Source organism: Thalassospira sp. MCCC 1A01428, from assembly GCF_002115825.1.
Lineage (GTDB): Bacteria > Pseudomonadota > Alphaproteobacteria > Rhodospirillales > Thalassospiraceae > Thalassospira.
Genome location: NZ_JFJZ01000021.1, coordinates 63,742 through 86,421, shown reverse-complemented (window position 1 = coordinate 86,421; position 22,680 = coordinate 63,742). Strand labels below are relative to the sequence as shown.

Below are 22,680 nucleotides of genomic sequence, written 5' to 3'. Positions count from 1 at the left end.
GCCGGGACTAAACACCTAATTACCTGAAACGACGCACGAATCCCTGTACGGTATAAAATATGAAAATGCGCCCCCGATCTACAGAGCGAGGGCGCATTTTTACGTGGTGGCACAAGCAGACCCGAAAAAAACACATGGCAGCCACCGAAAAAATTTATCGTCAATTTCATAAAAATAACAAACACTTGACATAAATTCATCTGTCACGCGGTCGTGATCTGTCCGTAAAATCCCTCAGCAGGCGTTGACGGTACGCAAAAACCCTGATTACTTTCCCACGACGATTACCAACATGCGTGTTGGATCGGGTAAACCAGCCCGGACGGATCATGTGGTTTGCAAAGGGTGAGACTTGCAAATCATAAATGGCTGTTCGGGCCAGCCTTGAGGGAGGCATATAAATGAAAGCGACTTTCGTCAAAGCGGCTTTGGGCGCAGCCCTTGTTGCGACGACAGCCTGGGCCGCACCGACGGCCGCTTCGGCAAAAACCCTGGTTTATTGCTCGGAAGGAAGCCCTGAAGGTTTCAACCCGCAGCTTTACACATCGGGTACAACCTTTGATGCGACGTCAAAGAACGTCTATAACCGTCTGGTTCAGTTCAAGCGCGGCACGACAACGATCGTTCCTGGCCTGGCAACCAGCTGGGACATTTCGGCTGATGGCCTGGAATACACCTTCCACCTTCGCAAAGGTGTGAAGTTCCAGACCACCAAGGAATTCACCCCGACCCGTGAATTCAATGCCGACGACGTTCTGTATTCTTTTGACCGCATGTGGGACAAAGAAAACGCCTATCACGGTGTCAGCGGCGGTTCGTATGAATATTTCGACGCCATGTCGATGCCCGACCTGATCAAAGACATCGTTAAAGTTGACGATTACACCGTTAAATTCGTGCTGAACCGTCCGGAAGCCCCGTTCATTGCCAACATGGCAATGGATTTTGCATCGATCCTGTCAGGCGAATATGCCGACAACATGCTCGAAGCTGGCACCCCGGAACAGGTTGACCTTCTCCCGGTTGGCACCGGCCCGTTCCAGCTGGTTCAGTACCAAAAAGATGCTGTCATTCGCTATAAAGCCAACCCTGATTACTGGGAAGGCCCGGCCGCGATTGACAACCTGATCTTTGCGATCACCCCGGACAGCACCGTTCGTTACCAGAAGCTGAAAGCTGGCGAATGCCAGGTGATGCCGTATCCGAACCCGGCTGACCTTAAGGCGATGGATTCTGACGCGTCGATCAACCTGATGAGCCAGGAAGGTCTGAACGTTGGTTACCTTGGCTACAACACCCAGAAAGAACCGTTCACCAAAACCGAAGTCCGTAAGGCTTTGAACATGGCGATCAACAAGGATGCGATCCTTGAAGCGGTTTACCAGGGTGCCGGTTCCAAGGCGAAAAACCCGATTCCGCCGACCATCTGGTCCTATAACAACGACATCGTTGACGACCCGTACGATCCTGCAGCCGCCAAAAAGATGCTGGCAGATGCCGGTTATCCGGACGGCTTTGAGACCGATATCTGGGCCATGCCGGTACAGCGCCCGTACAACCCGAATGCGCGTCGTATGGCCGAAATGATCCAGGCTGACTGGGCCAAGGTTGGCGTTAAAGCCAAAATCGTTTCCTACGAATGGGGCGAGTATCTGGAACGCACCAAAAAGGGCGAACAGGGTTCGTTCCTGATGGGCTGGACCGGTGACAATGGTGACCCCGACAACTTCCTGGCCGTTCTGCTGGGTTGTGATGCCGTTGGCGGTTCAAACCGTGCACAGTGGTGCAACGAAGACTTCGACAAGCTGATTCAGCAGGCGAAGACCACTTCGGACGTTCTGGAACGCACCCGTCTGTACGAACAGGCACAGGTTGTGTTCAAGGAACAGGCTCCGTGGGCAACCATTGCACACTCTGTTGTTTTCGAACCGATCCGCAAGGAAGTTGAAAACTACAAGATTGACCCGTTTGGCGGTCACATCTTCTACGGCGTCGATATCAAGGAATAATCGCGCCCCCATTTTGTCGAGAGGCCCGGTTATCCGGGCCTCTTCGCATTCCCGGATAAAAATAAGAGAGAGAACGTTCAAGCGCGCAAACAGCGCCTGAATGAGCAAAAAAGGCCCCAAGGCATGCTAGGATTCCTTTTCCGCAGACTGGGTGACATTGTGCCGACATTCTTCGGCGTTACCCTGCTGGTCTTCTTCCTAATCCGCCTGATTCCTGGTGATCCCATCCTGATGATGGCCGGGGAACGTGGCGTTGATGCTGTCCGTTATGCCCAGTTAAAGGCACAATACGGGTTTGATCAGCCGGTCATTGTTCAATACTTCCATTATCTTCTGGGGGTATTCCAGGGCGACCTTGGCAAATCCTTTGTGACCAAAAAACCGGTCCTCGAAGAATTCATGACCCTGTTCCCGGCAACGGTCGAACTGGGTGTTATTGCCATTTTATTTGCCATTGTCGTTGGCTTGCCGCTGGGTGTTGTTGCCGCAGTGCGCCGGGGTGGCATTTTTGACTATACCACCATGACCATCTCGCTGGCCGGGTACTCGATGCCGATCTTCTGGTGGGCAACGATGTTGATCATGTTCTTTTCCGTATCCCTTGGCTGGACCCCGGTTTCGGGCCGTCTGTCGGTTCTGTATTACATTGAACCCACGACCGGCTTCATGCTGATTGATACGTTGCTAAGCGATCAGAAAGGCGCATTTGTCGATGCCTTGCAGCATCTGATCCTGCCGTCAATTGCGCTCGGAACCATTCCAATGGCCGTGATTGCCCGCATGACCCGATCCTCGATGCTGGAAGTTCTGCGCGAGGATTACATCCGTGTTGCGCGCGCCAAGGGCCTTAGCCCGACCAAGGTTGTGATTGTCCATGCCCTTCGCAATGCCCTGATCCCGGTTGTGACCGTGATTGGCTTGCAGGTGAGTGTGCTGGTGGCCGGTGCCATTTTGACGGAAACGATCTTTTCCTGGCCCGGCATTGGCAAATGGATCGTCGAAGCGGTAAGCCGTCGCGACTATCCGACCATTCAGGGCGGTATTCTTCTGATCGCGATCATGATCATGATGGTCAATCTGTTTGTTGATCTGACCTATAGCGTGATCAATCCCCGCATTCGTCATACGCGCTAAGGGATGGCAAAGTTATGAGTACACAAACAAATCCCGCGACCACGCCCGATCAGGACGATGCAGCGCGCAAGGAACTTGAAGCAAGCCTGGTCGCCAAACCGCCCTCGCCGATGGCTGAATTCTGGCATTATTTCCGCCAGAATCGCGGCGCACTTGCCGGTTTGATTATTGTTGGCATTGTTGTTTTTTTAGCCGTGTTCGCCCAGGTCGTTGCCCCGTACGACCCGATCGTACAGGACCGTTCCGCCATCCAGATGCCGCCGGCATGGGAAGATGGCGGCAGCTCGCAATATTTGCTTGGCACCGATGCGGTTGGCCGCGACATGGTATCGCGCCTGATGTATGGCGCGCAGCTTTCGGTGTTTATCGGCCTGTTCGTTGTGATTATTTCGGTCATCTTTGGCGTGACCCTTGGTCTGGCCTCCGGCTATTTCCGGGGCTGGGTTGAAATTGGCATCATGCGGGTGATGGACATCATGTTGTCCATTCCCAGCCTGGTACTGGCCCTTGCCATTGTCACCATTCTTGGCCCGAACCTGATCAATGCGATGCTGGCCATTGCCATTGTTCAGTTGCCCCATTACGTGCGGCTGACCCGGGCGTCGGTGATTTCGGAACGTAACAAGGAATATGTCACCGCCTCGCAAATTGCCGGTGCCGGTGCGCTGCGCCAGATGTTTATCAACATTCTGCCCAACTGTGCCGCCCCGTTGATCGTGCAGGGTACATTGGGCATTTCCAACGCCATTCTGGATGCGGCTGCCCTTGGCTTTTTGGGCCTTGGCGCACAACCGCCGACGCCGGAATGGGGTTCGATGCTGGCAAATGCCCGCGAATTCGTTGGTTCCGCCTGGTGGATTGTTACCTTCCCCGGCCTGTGTATCCTGATCACCGTGCTGGCCTTTAACCTGATGGGTGATGGTCTGCGCGATGCCCTCGATCCCAAGATGAAGCGGTAAATCGTCATGGCATTGTTAGAAGTAAAAAACCTGACGGTCGAATTTGGCTCGGAAAACAACCCGTTTCGCGCGGTTGATTCCGTCAGCTTTTCGGTCGAACGCGGCGAAGTTCTGGGTATTGTCGGTGAATCCGGGTCGGGCAAATCTGTCAGTTCGCTGGCCCTGATGGGCCTGATCGACTATCCCGGCCGTGTCACCGCCGACAGCCTGACCTTTGACGGCGAAGACCTGTTGCGGATGCCCGCACGCAAGCGCCGCAACATTACCGGCAAAGACATCGCCATGATCTTTCAGGATCCAATGTCGTCGCTCAACCCGTGCTACACTGTTGAAACCCAGATCATGGAGGCCCTTAAGGTCCATGAGGGCGGCAACAAAAAGCAACGGCGCGAACGCACGCTGGACTTGTTAAACCAGGTCGGCATTCCCGACCCCAAATCGCGGATGAAGGCTTATCCCCACCAGCTTTCGGGCGGGATGAGCCAGCGTATTGTGATTGCCATGGCAATTGCATGTAACCCGCGCCTGCTGGTGGCGGACGAACCAACCACCGCACTGGATGTCACCATTCAGGCCCAGATCATTGACCTGTTATTGAAACTGCAATCAGACAGTGACATGGCCCTGATCCTGATCACCCACGATCTGGCCCTGGTGTCCGAGGCCGCAGACCGCATTCAGGTGATGTATGCAGGTCAGCTGTTTGAAAGCGGCCCGGCCGATGGCCTGTTTGCCGCCCCGCGCCATCCCTATACCCAGGCCTTGCTAGAAGCATTGCCGGAACGCTCGGAAGGTCATGACCGATTGCGCACCATCCCCGGTGTGGTTCCGGGCGCACATGACCGCCCGACCGGGTGCCTGTTAAGCCCGCGTTGCCGTTACGCCACCGATAAATGCGTATCGACCCAGCCGCTGGTAGAGGATTATTACGGCCGGGACGTGCGGTGTTTTTATCCGTTAGATGATAACGGGCAGCCCACCGGGAGGACTGTGTAAATGAGCTTTCTTGATACCAAACCCGGCGTTGCCCTTATGGAAGGGGACACCCTGGCGCGGCATTACACGGTGGGGGGCGGATTTGGCAAACCGACCGCATCAGTCAAGGCGCTGGATGGTGTTTCATTTTCGCTGGAAGCCAAAAAAACCCTGGCAGTTGTCGGAGAGTCCGGCTGTGGCAAATCCACCCTTGGCCGCCAGTTAACCTTGATCGAAAAGCCGTCTTCGGGCGCGCTTAAAATCAATGGCGAAGCTGTTGGCAATTTGTCAGAAAAAGACGCCAAGCTGTTTCGTCGCACGGTTCAAATGATTTTCCAGAACCCGTATGGTTCGCTTAATCCCCGCAAAAAGGTCGGCCAGATTCTGGAAGAACCGGTTTTGCTGAATATGGAAAAACTGAGCCGCAAGGAACGCCAGGAACGCGTGCGCGAGACCATGTCCAAGGTCGGGTTACGGTCGGAATTTTTCAATCGTTATCCGCACATGTTTTCGGGCGGGCAACGCCAGCGTATTGCCATTGCCCGTGCGCTGATCCTTGAACCCAAGGTCATTGTTGCCGACGAACCTGTTTCCGCACTGGACGTATCGGTGCAGGCACAGGTTTTGAACCTGATGATGGATTTGCAAGATGAAATGAACGTCGCCTATGTGTTCATTTCGCATGATCTGTCTGTGGTGCGCCACATTGCCGATGATGTGATGGTCATGTATCTGGGCCGGGTGGCCGAAAAAGGCCCAACCGAGGAACTGTTTAACCGCCCGCTTCATCCCTATACCAGGGCTTTGCTGGCATCAGCGCCAAAAATTGACCCCGCCCACCGGGTTAAATCCGACCCGCTAACGGGCGAGCTGCCATCCCCGATCAACCCGCCATCAGGCTGTGCCTTTCATAAACGCTGCCCCTACGCGACCGAGCATTGCGCCCAGGTCCGCCCGGAACTGCGCGTTATTGAAGGCCGCGAAGTCGCCTGCCATCGGGTTGAGGAAATCTTCTGATCCTGCCTTTCTTCGACAATCAACCGGTATGAACAAAGGGACGCATCCAAACAATGCGTCCCTTTATTTACAGGTTGTGCGCATATGGTGCCAGATCGATAGAACGTTCGTCGCCTTCTTGTGCAGCGCCGCTTGACCGAAGGTTTAACCATCCAGCCATGCGGCAAGTCCGTCAAGAGTCTGGAGCCCGTATTCCACCGCACCGAAAGCAATAACCGCAGAGCGCCGTTCCCGAGTGGGATGGAGTTGGCGTAACGTAACGACAGTCTTGCCGTCGCTCTGCTCATCAAAGGTGACCGTCATGCGAAACCGTTCGGGGTCGTCAGGGTCAGGTGTGCCGTAATCCATAACAATCCGCTCATTCGGCACGATCTCCAAAAAGCGCATGTGGTTTTCGAAACGCTGCGGTTTGCCTTCAAATTCACCCACCATATCAAACCGCCAGACTCCTCCTTCCCGGATGTCCGCTTCCAGGGTCTCGATGTCGAGGCCGACGGGGCCATACCATTTCGCCAGCGCATCAGGGTCCGTCCAGGCCGCAAAGACCTTATGGCGCGGGTGGTTCAATAATTTGACCAGCACGATTTCCCGGTCAAGAGACCACGTCTCAATCGGATTTTTCGTATCATCCATCATCTACCTCCTTTTTGTCCAAGTAGACTTCCAGCTGATCAAGCTGGGCGGCCCAACGCCGACGCTCCGATTCCAGCCAGGTCATAGCCTCATCGAAACATTCCGGCACCAGTCGGCACCAACGGCTACGCCCGCGTTTCTCGCTGGTGATCAGACCACAATCTTCAAGGACTTTAAGGTGCTGCGCGAATGAGGGCAGGGCCATGTCGAAAGGTGCGGCCAGATCGCTCACAGGTGCCTCGCCCCGGGCAAGCCGCGAAACCACCGCCCGGCGAGTGGGATCGCTAAGAGCATGAAAGGCAAGGTCCAGGGGCGTAGAATGATAAGGCATATGCCTTAGTAATCGATATTCCGGGCCTTTGTCAACAACACTAAGTCAATTGCCTTAGTATTTATAGAAACATCAAAGCCGACACCCCGAACCAATGAAACATCACACCCAGGTCGGTCCGGGGCTGCACGTCATTGAAGGTCGGAAAGTCACCCCGCATCGGGTAAGGGAAATATGCTGATTTCTGCCCTCACTGGTGATGGATGCCATTTGCGTTGGGCATGCACCATCAGATCAATCTTTTCCTCAAAGGGGGTGCAGCAAAATCTGCGTCCCTTCTTGCCGGGCTTTTGCTGCGCGTGCACGCGGGGATGGTTATGTTTTCGGACCCATGAAATTTGTGGTTTCCCTGCACTTTCCTGTTTTCATAGAACCCTTTCCGGGTCATATATCCCCGGCATCGAGCTTCAAAACATAACAAAACAAAACAAACGCGGAGGATCATATGTTTATTATCTGGAGAGGATGGGGCATTTTGCTGCCCTTGGCTGCACTGATCGGTGCGCTGATTTCCATGCTTGTCTTTGGACTGGTCGAACAATACGTTCCCCAGCAAATGTTGCCTGCCTTCATCATGCTTGGCGCAACACTGGCTGTCTTTCAAACCATGCGCTGGCTTGAACGTTCCGACAAGGGGCGCGAATTGTTAGATGAAAAAACCGGCGAAACCGTTTTGCTCAAGCGCGGCGACAGCATATTTTTCATCAAGGTACGCTATTGGGCATATCTTTTTGCGATTTTAACACTGGTTATGTTTGTGACGTCTCTTTCAACCGTGTTTGGCAGCGGCAATTAAATCGCCGGTGAAACAACCACTCCCAAACGGGCTGCCCGCTTGCGCAGCCCGTTTTCATTTTGACATTAACATAAATAAAATACGCCGAAATTACCGGCGTGCCACAGCCAGCAACGCCCCTGCCCCCATCAATACACCACCGCTAACCCGGTTAAGAATGCGCAAATGGCCGGCAGACCGCACAAACCCCTTCACCTGCCCGCCGACCAGCCCGTAGGCCAGCAAAACGCAGGCCTCCATCAGCAAAAATGTCAGTCCCATAATGGCAAACTGTTCGCCATAAGGGGCTTGCGCATTTAAAAACTGCGGGAAAAAGGCGGTAAAAATCAAAATGGCCTTGGGGTTCCCCATCGCGGTCAAAAATTCACGCCGGGCCAGATCATAGGCACGCGGGCGGGCCTGAAATACCTTGTGCTCGCCCGAAATTGCCGCTCCTTCCGCCGATTGACCGGAAACCGGGCTGCGCCAGGTTTTAATGCCCAAATAAACCAGATACGCCGCCCCGGCATATTTGATAATGCCAAACGCCACTTCGCTTGCCGCCAGCACCACACCAAGGCCGGTTGCCGCAACCACAATCATAATAACAAAGGCCAGCAATCGGCCAATGCCGCCCGTGGCCGATGCCCCCACACCGTGGCGCGCACCATTAAACATCGCCATCAAATTATTGGGTCCCGGCGCCATCGAAAGCGCAAAGGCCGCCCCGGCAAAAACCAGCCACGTATCAAAGGACATCATCCACCCCGACAAATCACAATTTTGTTTGCCGATTGCGCCGCAAATTCAATCGCGCGTCAAGGCCGTAATCATGTCACGCGCATCAGGCCAGGTCGCCATCAGGTCCGCCCGTTTGCCCATAGTAAAATCGGCAAAATCAAACCCCGGTGCCACCGTACATCCCAGCAAGGCAAATGCGCCGCCGGGTTTAAGGCGGGCCCCTTGCCACACATTTTTGGGCACCACCTGTTGCGGATGATGACCTGCAACAATGTCTGTTCCGATCTCGACCACCCGGTGGCTGCCATCGGCAAACAGCTGTAATTGCTCTACCGTATCGCCCATATAGAAATGAAAAATCTCGTCCGAGGTTAAAATATGCATCCCCGAAAATGTATCCGCGGTCAAAAGATAATAAATCGCCGTGCCTGTCGCACGATCCGACGGATATCGCCCCTGCGGATTGGTGGGTTCCGTGGCCCGAAAGGTTTCGGCGTAATAGCCGCCCTCGGGATGGGGCAACAGGTTCAGCTTTGTGATCAGATCATCAATATTGGTCATGTTTCCCGCGCATCGCATTTTGGCAAAACACCATCATGACGGCAAAAGGGGCGCGGTTCAATCCGCACCCCTTGTCATTACCATTCATTCCTGACGGTGTTTTATACCCCAAACCGCGTACAGGCCCAAAACCGAGCCATACCGCGACCAAAGCTATAATCAGTTTTGCATTTGGCCCGCCCCGCCAGACGAACCACCCATGCCGTTTGATTTACCCATGGCGCCATCCTTGCCGGGTTTCATATCCATCTTCATCGCACCATGCTGTTTGCTGGCCGCATCCGACATGGAAATAACCGCGACATCAACCGGCACCTCCCCGGCCTTTTCAAACTGCAAAGTCAGGGCAACATGCTGCCCGGCCTTTAACGGTTCGTGCAAATCCAGCATCATCACATGATAGCTGCCGGGTTTGAAGGTCAGCTCGCCGTTGGCAGGCACATCAACCCCGCCCTCGACCCGGCGCATCTTCATCACGTTATTTTCCATGATATGTGTATGCAGTTCGGTGCGATCAGCCAGGTCCGAGGTCGCGCCAACAATTTTGTCCGCGCCCCCATCATTATGAATGACAAAAAAAGCCGCCCCGTTTGGCACACGACCAATGGATTCCTTGGCCCACGCATCGCTGATTGTGATGTCACCGGCAAATGCCGGAAGCGCAACTGCAATCCCTGCCACCATCGTGGCAATTCCCAAAAACCTGTTAAACATGATCTGGTCCATTTCTCTGATTGAAAATAAAACGCCGCCGAATTGATCGATCAGATGAAAACCGGGGGACCACGCGGCGCAAACCCGACAACGGCCAGAATAAAGCCTGCCTCCTGCCCCGCCGGAACAGGGGCAAACCGGGTTTGCAAAACCGGATGGGAATATATAAAGCCCGCTGCAAGCGCCGGGATGGCATGGCAAAAAGCACAATGGGCACAAAAAGCATGGGAAGGTGCGGCCTTACCAGCCGAACCAGTGGTCGCAGCATTAGCATTAACAACGATATTATCATCGCTCGCCAGCGAAGATGATGACGCCGCAACACCTGCAACATTCGTGCTGCCACCCTTTACCGGCCCAAGGCGAACCGGCTGAATACCACTTCCGGTGCAGATATAGATAATGTCGGACCTGGCCTGAAACGACCCGGGCCCGCTTCCACCGGCCCCATGCAACGCAAGCGGCACACCCGCCTGGGTCAGGGATGCCAGAATGACAACAAAAATCAGCCCCCACACCCGCAAACCAGTTCGCAGGGAGCCTTGAACACCGTTAAAGGTGCGGCGTAATCGTGCCATCGGCGCAGAAACCACCGTGGCAGGATACGGCAAAAATGCGGAATATTTTGCTGCCATACAGGATGATATGCCCAATCGCTGTTCAATCGGCAATGTTATATATCAAACCGGGCCGAGGAAACCCCGGCCCGGCCCATATTGATCACGTATTTTAACAAATCACCCCGAACGGATCGTCTAATGCTGCAACATCACGGCGCTTAACATGTTCTTGATACACCCGAAATCAGCTGATACGACAATTCCGTCACTCAGTATGTTCCGGGCATGATGGCAATATGTATGTCTCTGGACGTTCGAAAAAGGATCACCACGTGTCAAATGCAGCTGCTGTTCCGGTATCCTTGCCTCATATATCCTTTCCAACTGCCGACTGGGCCGATGCCTTCACAATCACAACGTCGGAGCACGGCATCACACCTGAGAATGCCGCACAAAAAATCATGATGTCGAGGCCGGACTGGATTATTCACCTGATGCGGTTGCGTGACCTTTTGGTAAGTCCGCTTGGTTTGAAATCGGGCGCAAATGACAGCGACAACCCGAATATTATTGGCATTTTCCCGGTGATTGACCGCACCGATACATCGATTACGCTGGGCCTGGATGACCGGCATCTTGATTTCAGGCTGGTGATTGAAATTGAACATATTGCCAATGATCAGACATTGATCCGTGCCATAACCCTGACAAAGCGCCACAACCTTTTTGGCCGGGCCTATCTGGCAACCATCATGCCCTTTCACAGGGTCATCGTTCCGACCATGCTTAGGGCTGCTTACCCCCGGTAAATTGACCGGGCGTCAAACGCCCGGCCAAATGTCGTTAAAACCGGTGCCGCAGCAAGGCACATCAGATCATATCGCGAGCCCGGACAAGTTCGTCAAATTTATCCCCGTCAAGAAAACCAAGCGCAAGGCAGGCTTCTTTCAGGCTGGACCGGTCCTTATGCGCCTTTTTGGCAACGGCAGCGGCATTATCATAACCAATATGTGGTGCCAGGGCCGTTACCAGCATCAGGCTTTGTTCAACATAAAGATCAATCTTTTCCTGATCGGCCTCCAACCCGGCAATGCAATGATCGGCAAAGCTGACGGATGCATCGGCAAGCAGACGAATGGATTGCAAAAGGTTATAGATAATTACCGGTTTGAACACATTCAGATCAAGGTGCCCGTTAGACCCCGCCACCGTTACAGTCACATGATTGCCCATCACTTGCGCGCACACCATGGTCAGGGCTTCGGCCTGGGTCGGGTTAACCTTGCCGGGCATAATTGACGATCCCGGCTCGTTAGCAGGCAATATCAATTCGCCCAGCCCGCACCGCGGCCCGGAACCCAGCAACCGAATATCATTGCCAATTTTCATCAGTGATGCGGCCAGCACATTCATCACGCCCGACATTTCAACGCAGGCATCATGCGCGGCCAGGGCTTCAAACTTGTTGGCGGCGGTTTCAAAATTCAGCCCGGTCAGGCTGCTGATTTCGCGGGCGAACTGTTCGTCAAAACCGTCGGGCGCATTAAGCCCGGTGCCAAGGGCCGTGCCGCCCTGTGCCAGTTTGGACAGACGTTTAAGCGCGTCTTCAATCCGCTCCAGCCCCAATTCGATCTGCATGGTGTAACCGGAAAATTCCTGCCCCAAAGTCAGGGGCACGGCATCCTGCATATGAGTCCGGCCAATTTTAACGATGTTGTCAAAGGCCCGGCTTTTGGCATCCAGCGTTTCACGCAAATGACGCAGGGCCGGTTTTAGCCGTTCTTCAATTTCAACCACCGCAGCAATGTGCATGGCGGTCGGAAAGCTGTCATTGGATGACTGGCCACGATTAACATGGTCGTTAGGATGAACCGGTTCGCGCTTGCCCAGCGGCGCCCCCATATATTCGCACGCCCGGTTGGCAATAACCTCGTTGGCATTCATGTTGGTTTGCGTGCCGCTGCCGGTTTGCCACACCACCAACGGAAAATGATCAGACAATTTGCCGTCGGCCACTTCACGCGCGGCTGCCTGAATGGCATCGGCGATTTTGGGTTCAAGATTGCCCAATACCCTATTGGTGCGGGCCGCCGCCAGCTTTTGCAAGCCAAAGGCCCTGATCAGGGCTTCGGGCATTGTTTCTCCGCCAATGCGAAAGTTTTCACGCGAGCGCTGGGTCTGCGCGCCCCAATAACGGTCGGCGGGTACGTCAATTTCGCCCATGGTGTCTTGTTCGGTGCGCGTTGTAGCGTGATCAGTCACGATATAAATCCTCCGTGTCAGAATAGATACTGACCGGGGCGGGAACCCGGCGGCATATGCGATACTGTTTGCGAATATGGGTAAGTTTCTTTGTCAGCGCAAAGCTGACAAGGTGAAAAAAAGCAAACCGGACCAATATTATGCAGCGGAAAAGATAAAAGACGGGACCGAAACAGGCAGGAAATGCCCAACAGAAGGCGGAAAGAGAAGGAGAGCAAGGGGAGAAAAGGAAAGGCGACGGAGAAAGAAACTGACCTAGACAACAATACGAATATCGGAAAGCCCGGCTTCGGGATCGGCCACAATCACCTCGACACCGGCACGGGCCAGTTTTTCGCGTAAATTTTCCGGCGGGGCCTGATCTGTAATCACGCCACACAGGGTGCTAAACGGACCAATACTTTCCAGATATCGCTGTTCAAATTTGGTATGATCCACCAACAGCCATGTTTCGTCCGAACGTTCCATCATGGCACGTTTAACCGCCACCGCCTTGCGGTTTACATCGCTAAACCCGTGCAATGACAGGCCCGATGCGCCGATAAAGGCCCGATTGGCGTGAAAGCGGCGCAAAAAATCGACCGTATCATGCCCGTAGACCGCATTTTCACGCGGGTCAAACTGCCCTGGACACAAAATTACATCGTCAATCGCGGCCTGCTCGCCCATGCCATGCGCCACCGCATAACAATTGGTCAAAATGGTTCGATGCTGGCCCGGGTTATCACTGCTCAGATAAGGGGCAATCCGGGTTACGGTGGAGCCAGCATCAATCATGATAACCTCGCCGGGTTGCACCATTTTACCGGCTTGCGCACCAATGCGGCCAATGCCCGCAACCGCCCCTAACTGGCGTTGGGCCAAATCGGGCTGATGCCCCATTGGTTTTGCCGATGCCCCGCCAAACTGGCGCATCACCAACCCGGCACGTCCCAATGCATCCAGATCACGCCGGATGGTTTCCGTCGCCACATCGAATCGTTCGGCCAATGTGGCAACTCGCACATGGGGATGAATTTGCAATTCCTGCAGAATGCGGCTCTGTCGTTCTTTTTTTCCGATACGCAAATGCCAATCCTTCCAATAACTGGCCTGACTTCGGGGATTTTATGGATATTAGCAGTTGTTTTTGTAACTGTTTGTGACAGTTTTATGTTGCTTTCCAAACTTTTTAACGCTCTATAATGTTGGGAAAAACAACAATAATGCCAACAAAACCACTTTACGACGGCATAATTCAAGCGTTACAGGGAAGAAAGGCTCCACGAAAATGTTTTCACATCCGAAAAAAACAGAAACATCAAAAATAACCCTCATGCTGGCTGCACTTGGCATGATGGGCATGATGACCCACACCGGCACGGCACGCGCCGCCGATGATTGCATTGCGCATGGCGATCTTGACCCGATGTATTGCGATATGGACGGCGATCTTGTGGCTGATGCCCCTGCCGCAGACCAGCAGGAAGACCCCGACACACTGGTTTTCGCATATACCCCGGTCGAAGACCCGGCGGTTTACGCCGATATCTGGAAGCCGTTTCTGGAACATATGGAAAAAGTAACCGGCAAGGATGTGCAATTCTTTGCCGTGCAATCAAACTCGGCCGAAGTTGAAGCGATGCGCAGCGGCCGCTTGCATGTTGCGGGTTTTTCAACCGGGCCAACCCCGTTTGCGGTTAACCTTGCCGGTGCGGTTCCCTTTGCCCTGATGGGCGGGGATGACGGGCGTTTTGGTTACACGCTGCAACTATATACCCGCGTGGATAGTGGCATTAACACGCTTGCCGATTTGAAAGGCAAACGTGTTGCCCATACCTCGCCCACATCAAATTCAGGTAACCTTGCCCCGCGCGCCTTGCTGCCAGCCAAGGGCATCGTTCCGGAAAAGGATTATGAAGTTGTTTATTCCGGGTCGCACGACCAGTCGATCCTGGGGGTCGTTGCCGGCGACTATGATGCCGCCCCTGTGGCATCCGAAGTGGTTGAACGCATGGTTCAGCGCCGCCTGTATGACCCCAATGAAGTCAAGATCATTTACGAAAGCAAACCTTTCCCGACAACTTCGTTCAACTATGCCTACAACCTGAAACCCGAACTGATCGAAAAGATCAAGGAAGCCTTCTTTACCTTCGATATGAAGGGCACAGCCCTTGGTGAAGAATTTAAGGGTGTGTCGAAATTCATTCCGGTTACCTACAAGGAAGACTGGGATGTCATTCGCGAAATCCAGGCCGCCAACGGGGTTAAATACACCCCGGACAACCTGAAATAATCTTTGCCTTTTTATACCGGCCTGATGTTACCGGGGTCCTTTTGGGCCCCGGCCAGGTTGATTTTACCGGGGAAACGCAATGCTGCGTATCAAGGAACTTGTAAAACGTTATGGTGATGAAAAGGCAGTGTTGAAAAACCTGAACCTTGAAGTCCCTGGCGAAAGTGTTGTTGCCATCATTGGCGCATCGGGTGCGGGTAAAAGTACGCTGCTGCGCTGTATCAACAAACTGGTGGAACCGTCATCAGGTTCGATCGAACTGAACGGCACCGAACTGACCAAACTTGAGGGCAAGGCCCTGCGCCTGGCACGCCGCCGCATTGGCATGGTTTTTCAGGGCTTTAACCTGATCAACCGTCTGACGGTGATGGAAAATGTGCAGTCTGGCCGCCTGGGGTATTTGCCCGCCTGGCGCGCCATGACACGTAACTATCCCCAACAGGATATCGACCGTGCATTCCATTTGATGGAACGTGTCGGCATTGCCCATTACGCCAACAAACGTGCCGACGAACTGTCGGGCGGGGAACGCCAGCGTGTGGGCGTGGTGCGCGCCCTGATGCAGGAACCCGAAATTCTGCTGGCCGATGAACCAACCGCCTCGCTCGACCCGAAAACATCAAAACAGATTATGGAATTGCTGCGCGCCCTGGCATCCGAGCTGCACCTGCCGGTTCTGATCAACATTCATAACGTTAACGAAGCCAAGGAATATACCCAGCGCATCGTCGGCATGCGGTTTGGCCGCATCACATTTGACGGCGTCCCCGCCGATCTGAACAACGACGCCATGGATGAAATCTATGCCGGTGTCCCCGCCGAGGAACGCGGCGGTGCCGAAAGCAGCACCCATTTGCGCGAGGTAGCGGCAAGATGAACAGCACCGTTGAAACCACAACGGGCCGCACCTGGAAAAAACCGTCCTTTATCGCCAACCCGGTGTTGCGCTGGGCGCTGATTATCGGAACTGCGGCCTATATCTGGTGGGCACTGACCAGCCTGCCTTTCGACTGGGAGCGCATTCAGCAAGGTGTTCCCCGCGCGATCCGTATTTTCAAAGGCGCTTTCCCGCCCAGTTTTATCCGCGGCGAACTGTTGTTTGACGGCTTTATGGAAAGCATCAAAATCGCCATTGTCTCGACCCTGCTGGGGTTGGGTTTGTCTGTGCCCATTGCTTTTGCCTCGGCACGGAATATTGCCCCGCGCTGGCTTTATATCATCGGGCGCGGCACTATCATTGTCGCCCGCAGCTTTCACCCGGTGATCGTCGCCATTATCTTTGTCAAGGCTGTCGGGTTTGGCCCGCTGGCCGGTATTTTAACACTGACAATCTATTCCATCGGTTTTGTCGCCAAAATGCTGGCCGAACGGATCGAGGAAATCGACTGGGGCCAGGTCGAAGCCATCAAGGCCGCCGGGGGTGCCACTTTTGTTACTCTGCTTTATGCCGTGATCCCGCAAATCATGCCCCGCCAGATCGGCCTTTCAATCTATCAGCTTGATAGCAACCTGCGTGCATCGGCCATTGTCGGCATTGTCGGGGCGGGTGGTATCGGATCAACGCTTCTCAATGCGTTCGGGCGATACGACTATGATTTCGCCCTGGCAATTACGCTGTGCATCATTGGCGTCATTCTTGTCAGCGAGGCCATCAGCGGCCGGATCCGGAGGAACCTATGGTAGCTACCACGCAAAAATCCGGGCCGGATGCCATCGCTCTGCGCGAATGGTCCCGATATACCTCTAAAGAACGCTGGACCCGCTTTGCCATGACCGGGCTGGTCGCCCTGGCTCTTGTCTGGTCACTTTCAACCATTAACATTATCTGGCCGTGGCTATGGGATGCCCCCATGCAGATGGGCGATTTGTTTGCCCGCATGTTTCCGCCCTCGCTTGACGGCTGGAAGGATATTGCCTGGACCCTTCTGGAAACGGTCAACATCGCAACGATTGCCACATTCTTTGCTGTCTTTCTGTCGTTGCCCATTGCCCTGATCGCGGCGCAAAACACCACTCCCAACAAGGCGACGCTGTGGCTGGGCCGGTTCATTCTGGTTTCGTCGCGTTCGGTGAATACCATCATCTGGGCATTGCTGTTTGTGGCTGTTTTTGGTCCCGGCGTGCTGGCAGGTATTCTTGCCATCATTTTTCGCTCGCTTGGTTTCCTTGGCAAATTGCTGGGCGAAGCGATCGAGGAAATTGACCGCGCCCCGATAGAGGCCCTTGAAGCTGTTGGCGCATCGCGCTTTAAAATCCTGATCTATGGGGTTATTCCACAGGTGATGCCGACTTTCTTTGCCGTATCAATCCTGCGCTGGGACATCAATTTGCGCGAAAGCACGGTGTTGGGGCTGGTTGGTGCGGGCGGCATTGGCATCATCCTTCAAGGCGCGATTGACACCTTTGCATGGCAAACCGTAGCAACGATCCTGCTGGCCATTATCGGCCTGGTGATCATCGGCGAGGCCATTGCTGCATATTTGCGTAAAAAGGTGATCTGACGTGTCTGAACATTACGACCTTCTGGTCGTTGGCGGCGGCATTAACGGGGCAGGTATCGCCCGTGATGCCGCCGGACGCGGCCTGTCTGTTCTGCTGGTCGAACAGCACGACCTTGCATCGGCCACCTCGTCATCCTCAACCAAACTGATCCACGGCGGATTGCGCTATCTTGAACATTACGAGTTTCGACTGGTTCGCGAAGCCTTGCAGGAACGCGAAGTGCTGCTGGCCGCGGCCCCGCATATCATTTGGCCGTTAACCTTTGTTTTACCGCATCATCGGGGCCTGCGCCCCAAATGGATGCTTCGTGCCGGATTGTTTTTATATGACCATCTGGCAAAACGAAAACGCCTGCCCGCCTCGCACGCCCTGTCATTGCGCGGCACAAAAGAAGGCGAAGCCCTTAAGCCCGCATTCACCAGCGGTTTTTCCTATTCCGATTGCTGGGTCGATGATGCAAGGCTGGTGGTGCTAAATGCGCTAGATGCCCAATCACGCGGGGCCGTTATTAAAACCCGCACACGCTGTATCGCCCTTTCGCGAGATGCCAACACATGGACAGCCACCCTTCGCACCAGCGACGCTGACAAGAATGGCAATTGTGACAATCGCCAATCCACCGTTACAGCCCGCGCCGTCGTCAACGCCGCCGGGCCATGGGTGACCGATATGGTTAGGCAGGCGGGCCTTGGTGACAAGGCGGCCGGCTTGCGGCTGGTTAAAGGCAGCCACATTGTTGTCCCTCGCATTCACCCGCACGATCATTGCTATATTTTTCAAAATGGCGACGGTCGCATTGCCTTTGCCATCCCCTATCAGGGTGATTACACCCTGATCGGCACCACCGATATTCCCTATGATGGCGACCCTGCCGACGTTAACATCAGCGATCGCGAGGTTGCCTATCTGCTGGATCTTGTAAACGGCTATCTTGCCAGGCCGCTAACACAGGCTGATGTGGTGTGGCATTATTCGGGCGTGCGTCCGCTTTATGATGACAAAAACAGCAATGCATCCGCCGTAACGCGCGACTATGTTTTTGACCTTGATACCGGCGGCCATACCGCCCCGGCAATCCTGTCGATCTATGGTGGTAAAATCACCACCTATCGCCGGTTGGCCGAACACGCCATGCAAAAACTGGCCCCTGTTTTAGGCAATAACAGGCCCGACTGGACAGCAACCGCCACCTTGCCCGGTGGCAACATGGCGGATGGCAATTTTCAGCATTTTTTAAACGATGTAAAAACCCGTTTGCCGTGGCTGCCCGGCCCAATCGTCGAACGCTGGGCGCATTGTTACGGCACCCGCCTGTTTGATCTGGTCAACACGGCACAAGAACCAAAAGACCTTGGCACCCAAATCGCCCGCGACCTTTACGAGGTCGAACTTCGTTTTCTGGTACATCAGGAATGGGCCACATCCGCCGAGGATGTTTTATGGCGGCGCACCAAACTTGGCCTTGGCATGACAAATAAGGATATCGAGGCTGTTCGTAACTGGTTTGCCCGCAATACCGACCAGCTTGCGGCCCGGTAACACCGAATACGCCAAGGTTGCAAAGACCTGCCTATTTGCGCAGGTCATCCCACTTCACAAATTCGTGGGCGATATAATCTTCCATCATGAAACGCCACAGGCGTTCGGCGATGTTTTCATCTAACCCGTCGATTTTGCACTGGGCCTTAACCTTGGCGATCACGTCTTCGATGCGGGCTTCATCGCGTACAGCATCGCGCGATTGTTTAATGCGGGCGGCCTGTTCGATATAGCCCAGCCGTTCGGCCAGCAATCCGACCAAAACCCGGTCAAGACGGTCCACATTTTCGCGAACATCCTGCATGGTTTCGCACGGCACAGCTTTCATCGCTTGGGCATCCTTTTTTAGTGACAATCAGGTTTGATATCTTGCCTGATACAACAAGGGCGGTGGATTTACCACCGCCCTTGCATGTTTTTACGACCTTAACAATCAGTAGGCGTACTCGCGAAACACCGGGTCAACCGATCCTTCCCAACGGGTTTCGTAAAGGTCCAAAAACTCGTCGGCAAGGGTGCGGCCGCTTTGCGCCACATCTTCCAGACTTTCGATGAAATGGCTTTCATCGTCGCCATAACTGTCCAGCTTGGCGCGGTTTTTAAGGCCCTGTTTGGAAATCGCCAGGACTTCCTTCGCCAGATCCTGCATGGTGCCGTTTTTAAACGGCGTCTGCATCCCCAGTTTGGGCACATCATTGCGCAGGGCTTCGCGTTCCTCGGTGCTCAGATTTTTCACCAGGTCCCAGGCGGCATCCAGGCTGGCGCTGTCATACAGCAAACCAACCCAAAACGCCGGCAATGCACAAATACGGCGCCATGGGCCGCCATCGGCACCGCGCATTTCCAAAAACTTTTTCAGGCGCACTTCGGGGAAGGCCGTGGTCATATGGTCCGACCAGTCATTCATGGTTGGGCGTTCACCGGGCAAAACATCAAGCTTGCCTGCCATGAAATCGCGGAAGGATTTGCCCGACGCATCAATATATTTGCCATCGCGATAGACAAAATACATGGGCACATCAAGCATATAGTCCGTATAGCGTTCAAAGCCGAAACTGTCTTCGAACACGAAGGGCAACATGCCGCAACGATCCGGGTCGGTATCGGTCCAGACGCGGGATCGCGCCGAAAGATACCCGCTGGGTTTGCCATCGACAAACGGGGACGCGGCAAACAGGGCCGTTGCCACGGGTTGCAGGGCCAGCGAGGTTCTGAATTTGTGCGCCATGTCAGCTTCGGAGTCGAAATCCAGATTGACCTGGATGGTCGAGGTCCGCAGCATCATGTCCAGGCCCAGCGACCCAACCTTGGGCATATAATTGCGCATGATGTCGTATCGGCCCTTGGGCATCCACGGGATATCATCGCGCGCCCATTTGGGCTGATGGCCAACGCCAAGCATGTCAATATCCAGCCCCGAACAAACTTCACGAATTTCATGAAGATGCTGGTGCACTTCACCACAGGTCTGGTGAATGTTTTTAAGTGGCGCACCGGAAAGTTCGATCTGCCCGCCCGGTTCCAGCGACACCGAACATTTATCCTTGGAAAGGGCAATCACATTGCCGTTTTCCAAAATCGGGTCCCAGTCGAACCGTTCGGCAAGGGCGGTAAGCAGGGCCTTGACCCCGCGTTCCCCTTCATAGGGGATGGGGCGTAAATCTTCGCGGGTGAAGGCGAATTTTTCGTGCTCGGTTCCAATGGCCCAGTCGCGTTTGGGTTTGCACCCGGACTCGAACCATTCAACAAGCTGCGCCCGGCTTTCAATTTCCGGGCTGTCCCCGGTAGCGGCACTGACACTCATAAGGGTCTTCCTTAATCTCTCGTAACGGGGCGGGCCGACCAGTCGCCAATCCGGTCCTGATAAACCGCCAATGCCGCAATTGCCGCCGTTTCAGCCCGCAAAATACGCGGGCCAAGGCTGACAGCCGTGGCAAAGGACTGTTTTCTGATCCGGTCAATTTCGTCTGGCGCAAAGCCGCCTTCAGGTCCAATCACGAGTGTATGGTTAACAACATTGTTGTTGTCGATAGCCGAGCCAGCGGCTTTTGCCAAGGATTCTGTCAGCACATCACCAATCGGTGATCCCGAACCTGTCTCGTCACAAAACAGCAAGTGGTTGTTTTCGGGCCAGTTTGCCAGCCAATCATACAATTTTACCGGCTGATCAATTTCTGGCACATCCAGACGTTCGCTTTGCTCGGCAGCCTCGATCACCTGGGCCTGCAAACGATCCAGTCGCACCTTGTCGGTAATGCTGTGTGCGGTAATGATCGGCATTAACCGCGAAACACCCAGTTCAACCGACTTTTCAATCAGAAAATCCAGCCGCTGTTTTTTGATCGGCGCAAAGGCCAATGCCGGGCCGTTGCTGTTTTGCTGGTCGCGCAAACGGGTTTCAACGCTGACCATGCCTTTCTTTTTGCGCAACTCGGAAATGGTCGCCAACCATTCTCCATCCATGCCATTAAATATCTTTACCGGCGTTCCGGGCTTGAGGCGCATGACATGTTCAAGGTAATGAGACTGATCGGGTGACAGTGCAATTTCCGCCCCGGCGGTGATGGCATCGGCAACGAAAAGTCTTTGGCGGGCGCGTGGTGTATCTTGCTGCATCTATGGTCCCCGGACCGAATTGAAAATTTGCGATCATTTTGCAAACGTTAAACAGGGTTATTATGGCACAGGTCAACCAACCGTTAAATCAAACGAAAAACGATATGCCCGCCGATGGCTGGGTTGACAAATACATGCCCGCCCCTGTGCGCCCTTACCTGAAGCTGGCCCGCATGGACCGCCCCATTGGCACATGGCTGGTGTTGCTGCCCTGCTGGTGGTCCACCGCCATGGCATCGAACGGTGCGCCGGACTGGAAAATGTTTGTGCTGTTTGCCATTGGCGCCCTTGTCATGCGCGGGGCGGGCTGTGTGGTCAATGACCTGGCCGATCGCAATTATGATGGCAAGGTAGAACGCACCGCCACCCGCCCCATTCCATCGGGCCAAATCAAAATATGGCAGGCCTTTGCCTTTTTGGGGCTGTTACTGCTGATCGGCCTTGCCGTGCTGGTGCAGTTTCGCATCGAAGCCATTATTGTGGGTATCTGTTCGCTGCCGCTGGTCTTTACCTATCCGTTCATGAAACGCATCACCTATTGGCCGCAGGCCTTTTTGGGGCTGACCTTTAACTGGGGGGCGTTTGTCGGCTGGGCGGCTGTCACCGGCACCATCGCCCCTGCCGCCGTTGCCATGTATGTGGCAGGTGTTTTCTGGACCCTGGGCTATGACACCATCTATGCCCACCAGGACAAAGACGACGACATTAAAATCGGCGTTAAATCGCTGGCACTGCGCCTGGGCGATGCCACGCCGCAATGGGCCTTGGGGTTTTACTGTGTGACCACCGCCCTTTTGGCAGTATCAGGCGGGCTGGCCGGGCTACACTGGGTTTATTTCCCCCTGCTGGCCCTTTCCTGCCTGCATCTGGTGTGGCAGGTGCGTACGGTTAATATTGATGATGCGGCCAATTGCCTGAAACGGTTTAAATCCAACCGCGATTTTGCCTTGCTGGTTACAGCCAGCATTATCATTGCCAATATGGTGGGTCATAGCGGGGCATTTTAACGCCCTGCACCGGGCCCATATCCATCACGGCTGTTGCATGCCACCCCCAAAACACGTACTTGGGCGCAGG

General features: G+C 54.4%; 24 protein-coding genes. 13 read left to right on the top strand and 11 right to left on the bottom strand.

All coding sequences use genetic code 11. The annotated features are described in order from the left end of the window. Positions 1-401: 401 nt before the first annotated feature. The 5 genes from THS27_RS15970 (at position 402) to THS27_RS15950 (ending at position 6,094) form a co-directional block, all read left to right on the top strand. Entirely contained in the window at positions 402-2,009 is a 1,608-nt protein-coding gene (locus THS27_RS15970) for an ABC transporter substrate-binding protein (protein ID WP_085592605.1), read from the top strand. A 123-nt stretch (positions 2,010-2,132) separates the two neighbouring features. Then, the gene (locus THS27_RS15965) at positions 2,133-3,143 is read left to right on the top strand and encodes an ABC transporter permease subunit (protein WP_085592604.1); all 1,011 of its coding nucleotides are present in this window, start codon (positions 2,133-2,135) and stop codon (positions 3,141-3,143) included. A 14-nt stretch (positions 3,144-3,157) separates the two neighbouring features. Beyond that, on the top strand, positions 3,158-4,102 hold the full coding sequence (locus THS27_RS15960) for an ABC transporter permease subunit (RefSeq protein ID WP_085592602.1): 945 nt from the start codon (positions 3,158-3,160) through the stop codon (positions 4,100-4,102). Positions 4,103-4,108: 6 nt separating this feature from the next. Beyond that, entirely contained in the window at positions 4,109-5,098 is a 990-nt protein-coding gene (dppD, locus tag THS27_RS15955) for a dipeptide ABC transporter ATP-binding protein (RefSeq protein ID WP_085592600.1), read from the top strand. Further along, a complete protein-coding gene (locus THS27_RS15950; protein WP_085592598.1) occupies positions 5,099-6,094 on the top strand; it encodes a peptide ABC transporter ATP-binding protein in 996 nt (331 codons plus the stop codon). A 144-nt stretch (positions 6,095-6,238) separates the two neighbouring features. Here the strand turns inward: THS27_RS15950 and THS27_RS15945 are convergent, their stop codons facing one another. Continuing rightward, positions 6,239-6,730: an SRPBCC family protein gene (locus THS27_RS15945; protein ID WP_210402922.1), complete on the bottom strand. Its 492-nt coding sequence runs from the start codon at positions 6,728-6,730 to the stop codon at positions 6,239-6,241. Then, positions 6,720-7,058, bottom strand: coding sequence for a helix-turn-helix transcriptional regulator (locus tag THS27_RS15940; protein ID WP_085592594.1), 339 nt, complete (start codon positions 7,056-7,058; stop codon positions 6,720-6,722). Before THS27_RS15940 ends, THS27_RS15945 begins: the two co-directional genes overlap by 11 nt. Before the next feature lie 445 nt (positions 7,059-7,503). Between THS27_RS15940 and THS27_RS15935 the strand changes: the two genes are divergently transcribed. Continuing rightward, positions 7,504-7,854, top strand: coding sequence for a hypothetical protein (locus THS27_RS15935; RefSeq protein ID WP_085592592.1), 351 nt, complete (start codon positions 7,504-7,506; stop codon positions 7,852-7,854). 90 nt (positions 7,855-7,944) lie between these two features. Here THS27_RS15935 and THS27_RS15930 read toward each other — a convergent pair whose 3' ends face one another. The 4 genes from THS27_RS15930 to THS27_RS15915 all read right to left on the bottom strand — a co-directional run bounded on the left by THS27_RS15930 (position 7,945) and on the right by THS27_RS15915 (position 10,427). Beyond that, positions 7,945-8,595 carry a LysE family translocator gene (locus THS27_RS15930; protein ID WP_246832984.1) on the bottom strand — a complete coding sequence of 217 codons (651 nt, stop codon included), beginning with the start codon at positions 8,593-8,595 and terminating at the stop codon, positions 7,945-7,947. Between the two features lie 45 nt (positions 8,596-8,640). Then, complete coding sequence (locus tag THS27_RS15925) at positions 8,641-9,135, bottom strand: cupin domain-containing protein (protein ID WP_085592588.1); 495 nt, start codon at positions 9,133-9,135, stop codon at positions 8,641-8,643. A gap of 159 nt (positions 9,136-9,294) precedes the next feature. Continuing rightward, positions 9,295-9,849, bottom strand: a complete 555-nt coding sequence (locus THS27_RS15920; RefSeq protein ID WP_246832983.1) for a copper chaperone PCu(A)C — start codon at positions 9,847-9,849, stop codon at positions 9,295-9,297. Positions 9,850-9,899: 50 nt separating this feature from the next. Continuing rightward, entirely contained in the window at positions 9,900-10,427 is a 528-nt protein-coding gene (locus THS27_RS15915) for a hypothetical protein (RefSeq protein WP_168184918.1), read from the bottom strand. A gap of 314 nt (positions 10,428-10,741) precedes the next feature. Here THS27_RS15915 and THS27_RS15910 point away from each other — a divergent pair, with 314 nt between their 5' ends. After that, on the top strand, positions 10,742-11,218 hold the full coding sequence (locus THS27_RS15910) for a DUF2867 domain-containing protein (RefSeq protein ID WP_168184917.1): 477 nt from the start codon (positions 10,742-10,744) through the stop codon (positions 11,216-11,218). 61 nt (positions 11,219-11,279) lie between these two features. On the opposite strand, the gene fumC is transcribed toward THS27_RS15910, so the two are convergent. Further along, complete coding sequence (gene fumC / locus THS27_RS15905; RefSeq protein WP_085592583.1) at positions 11,280-12,671, bottom strand: class II fumarate hydratase; 1,392 nt, start codon at positions 12,669-12,671, stop codon at positions 11,280-11,282. A gap of 255 nt (positions 12,672-12,926) precedes the next feature. Continuing rightward, entirely contained in the window at positions 12,927-13,739 is an 813-nt protein-coding gene (locus tag THS27_RS15895; RefSeq protein WP_085592579.1) for a DeoR/GlpR family DNA-binding transcription regulator, read from the bottom strand. Between the two features lie 247 nt (positions 13,740-13,986). On the opposite strand from THS27_RS15895, the gene phnD reads away from it, so the two are divergent. The 5 genes from phnD to glpD all read left to right on the top strand — a co-directional run bounded on the left by phnD (position 13,987) and on the right by glpD (position 18,987). Next, complete coding sequence (phnD, locus tag THS27_RS15890; RefSeq protein ID WP_246832982.1) at positions 13,987-14,946, top strand: phosphate/phosphite/phosphonate ABC transporter substrate-binding protein; 960 nt, start codon at positions 13,987-13,989, stop codon at positions 14,944-14,946. A 79-nt stretch (positions 14,947-15,025) separates the two neighbouring features. Next, entirely contained in the window at positions 15,026-15,823 is a 798-nt protein-coding gene (gene phnC, locus THS27_RS15885) for a phosphonate ABC transporter ATP-binding protein (RefSeq protein ID WP_085592575.1), read from the top strand. Next, on the top strand, positions 15,820-16,629 hold the full coding sequence (phnE, locus tag THS27_RS15880) for a phosphonate ABC transporter, permease protein PhnE (RefSeq protein WP_085592573.1): 810 nt from the start codon (positions 15,820-15,822) through the stop codon (positions 16,627-16,629). Before phnC ends, phnE (THS27_RS15880) begins: the two co-directional genes overlap by 4 nt. After that, entirely contained in the window at positions 16,623-17,447 is an 825-nt protein-coding gene (gene phnE / locus THS27_RS15875) for a phosphonate ABC transporter, permease protein PhnE (protein ID WP_085592571.1), read from the top strand. The genes phnE (THS27_RS15880) and phnE (THS27_RS15875) overlap by 7 nt, the downstream gene beginning before the upstream one ends. A gap of 1 nt (position 17,448) precedes the next feature. After that, positions 17,449-18,987: a glycerol-3-phosphate dehydrogenase gene (gene glpD / locus THS27_RS15870; protein WP_085592569.1), complete on the top strand. Its 1,539-nt coding sequence runs from the start codon at positions 17,449-17,451 to the stop codon at positions 18,985-18,987. 31 nt (positions 18,988-19,018) lie between these two features. Here the strand turns inward: glpD and THS27_RS15865 are convergent, their stop codons facing one another. The 3 genes from THS27_RS15865 to THS27_RS15855 all read right to left on the bottom strand — a co-directional run bounded on the left by THS27_RS15865 (position 19,019) and on the right by THS27_RS15855 (position 21,603). Beyond that, positions 19,019-19,315 (bottom strand): chorismate mutase, encoded by a 297-nt coding sequence (locus THS27_RS15865; RefSeq protein ID WP_085592567.1) that lies wholly within the window; start codon positions 19,313-19,315, stop codon positions 19,019-19,021. 105 nt (positions 19,316-19,420) lie between these two features. Then, the gene (locus THS27_RS15860) at positions 19,421-20,791 is read right to left on the bottom strand and encodes a glutamate--cysteine ligase (protein ID WP_085592565.1); all 1,371 of its coding nucleotides are present in this window, start codon (positions 20,789-20,791) and stop codon (positions 19,421-19,423) included. A gap of 11 nt (positions 20,792-20,802) precedes the next feature. Then, entirely contained in the window at positions 20,803-21,603 is an 801-nt protein-coding gene (locus THS27_RS15855; RefSeq protein WP_085592563.1) for a 16S rRNA (uracil(1498)-N(3))-methyltransferase, read from the bottom strand. A 62-nt stretch (positions 21,604-21,665) separates the two neighbouring features. Between THS27_RS15855 and ubiA the strand changes: the two genes are divergently transcribed. Continuing rightward, entirely contained in the window at positions 21,666-22,610 is a 945-nt protein-coding gene (gene ubiA / locus THS27_RS15850; RefSeq protein ID WP_085592561.1) for a 4-hydroxybenzoate octaprenyltransferase, read from the top strand. Positions 22,611-22,680 lie beyond the last annotated feature (70 nt).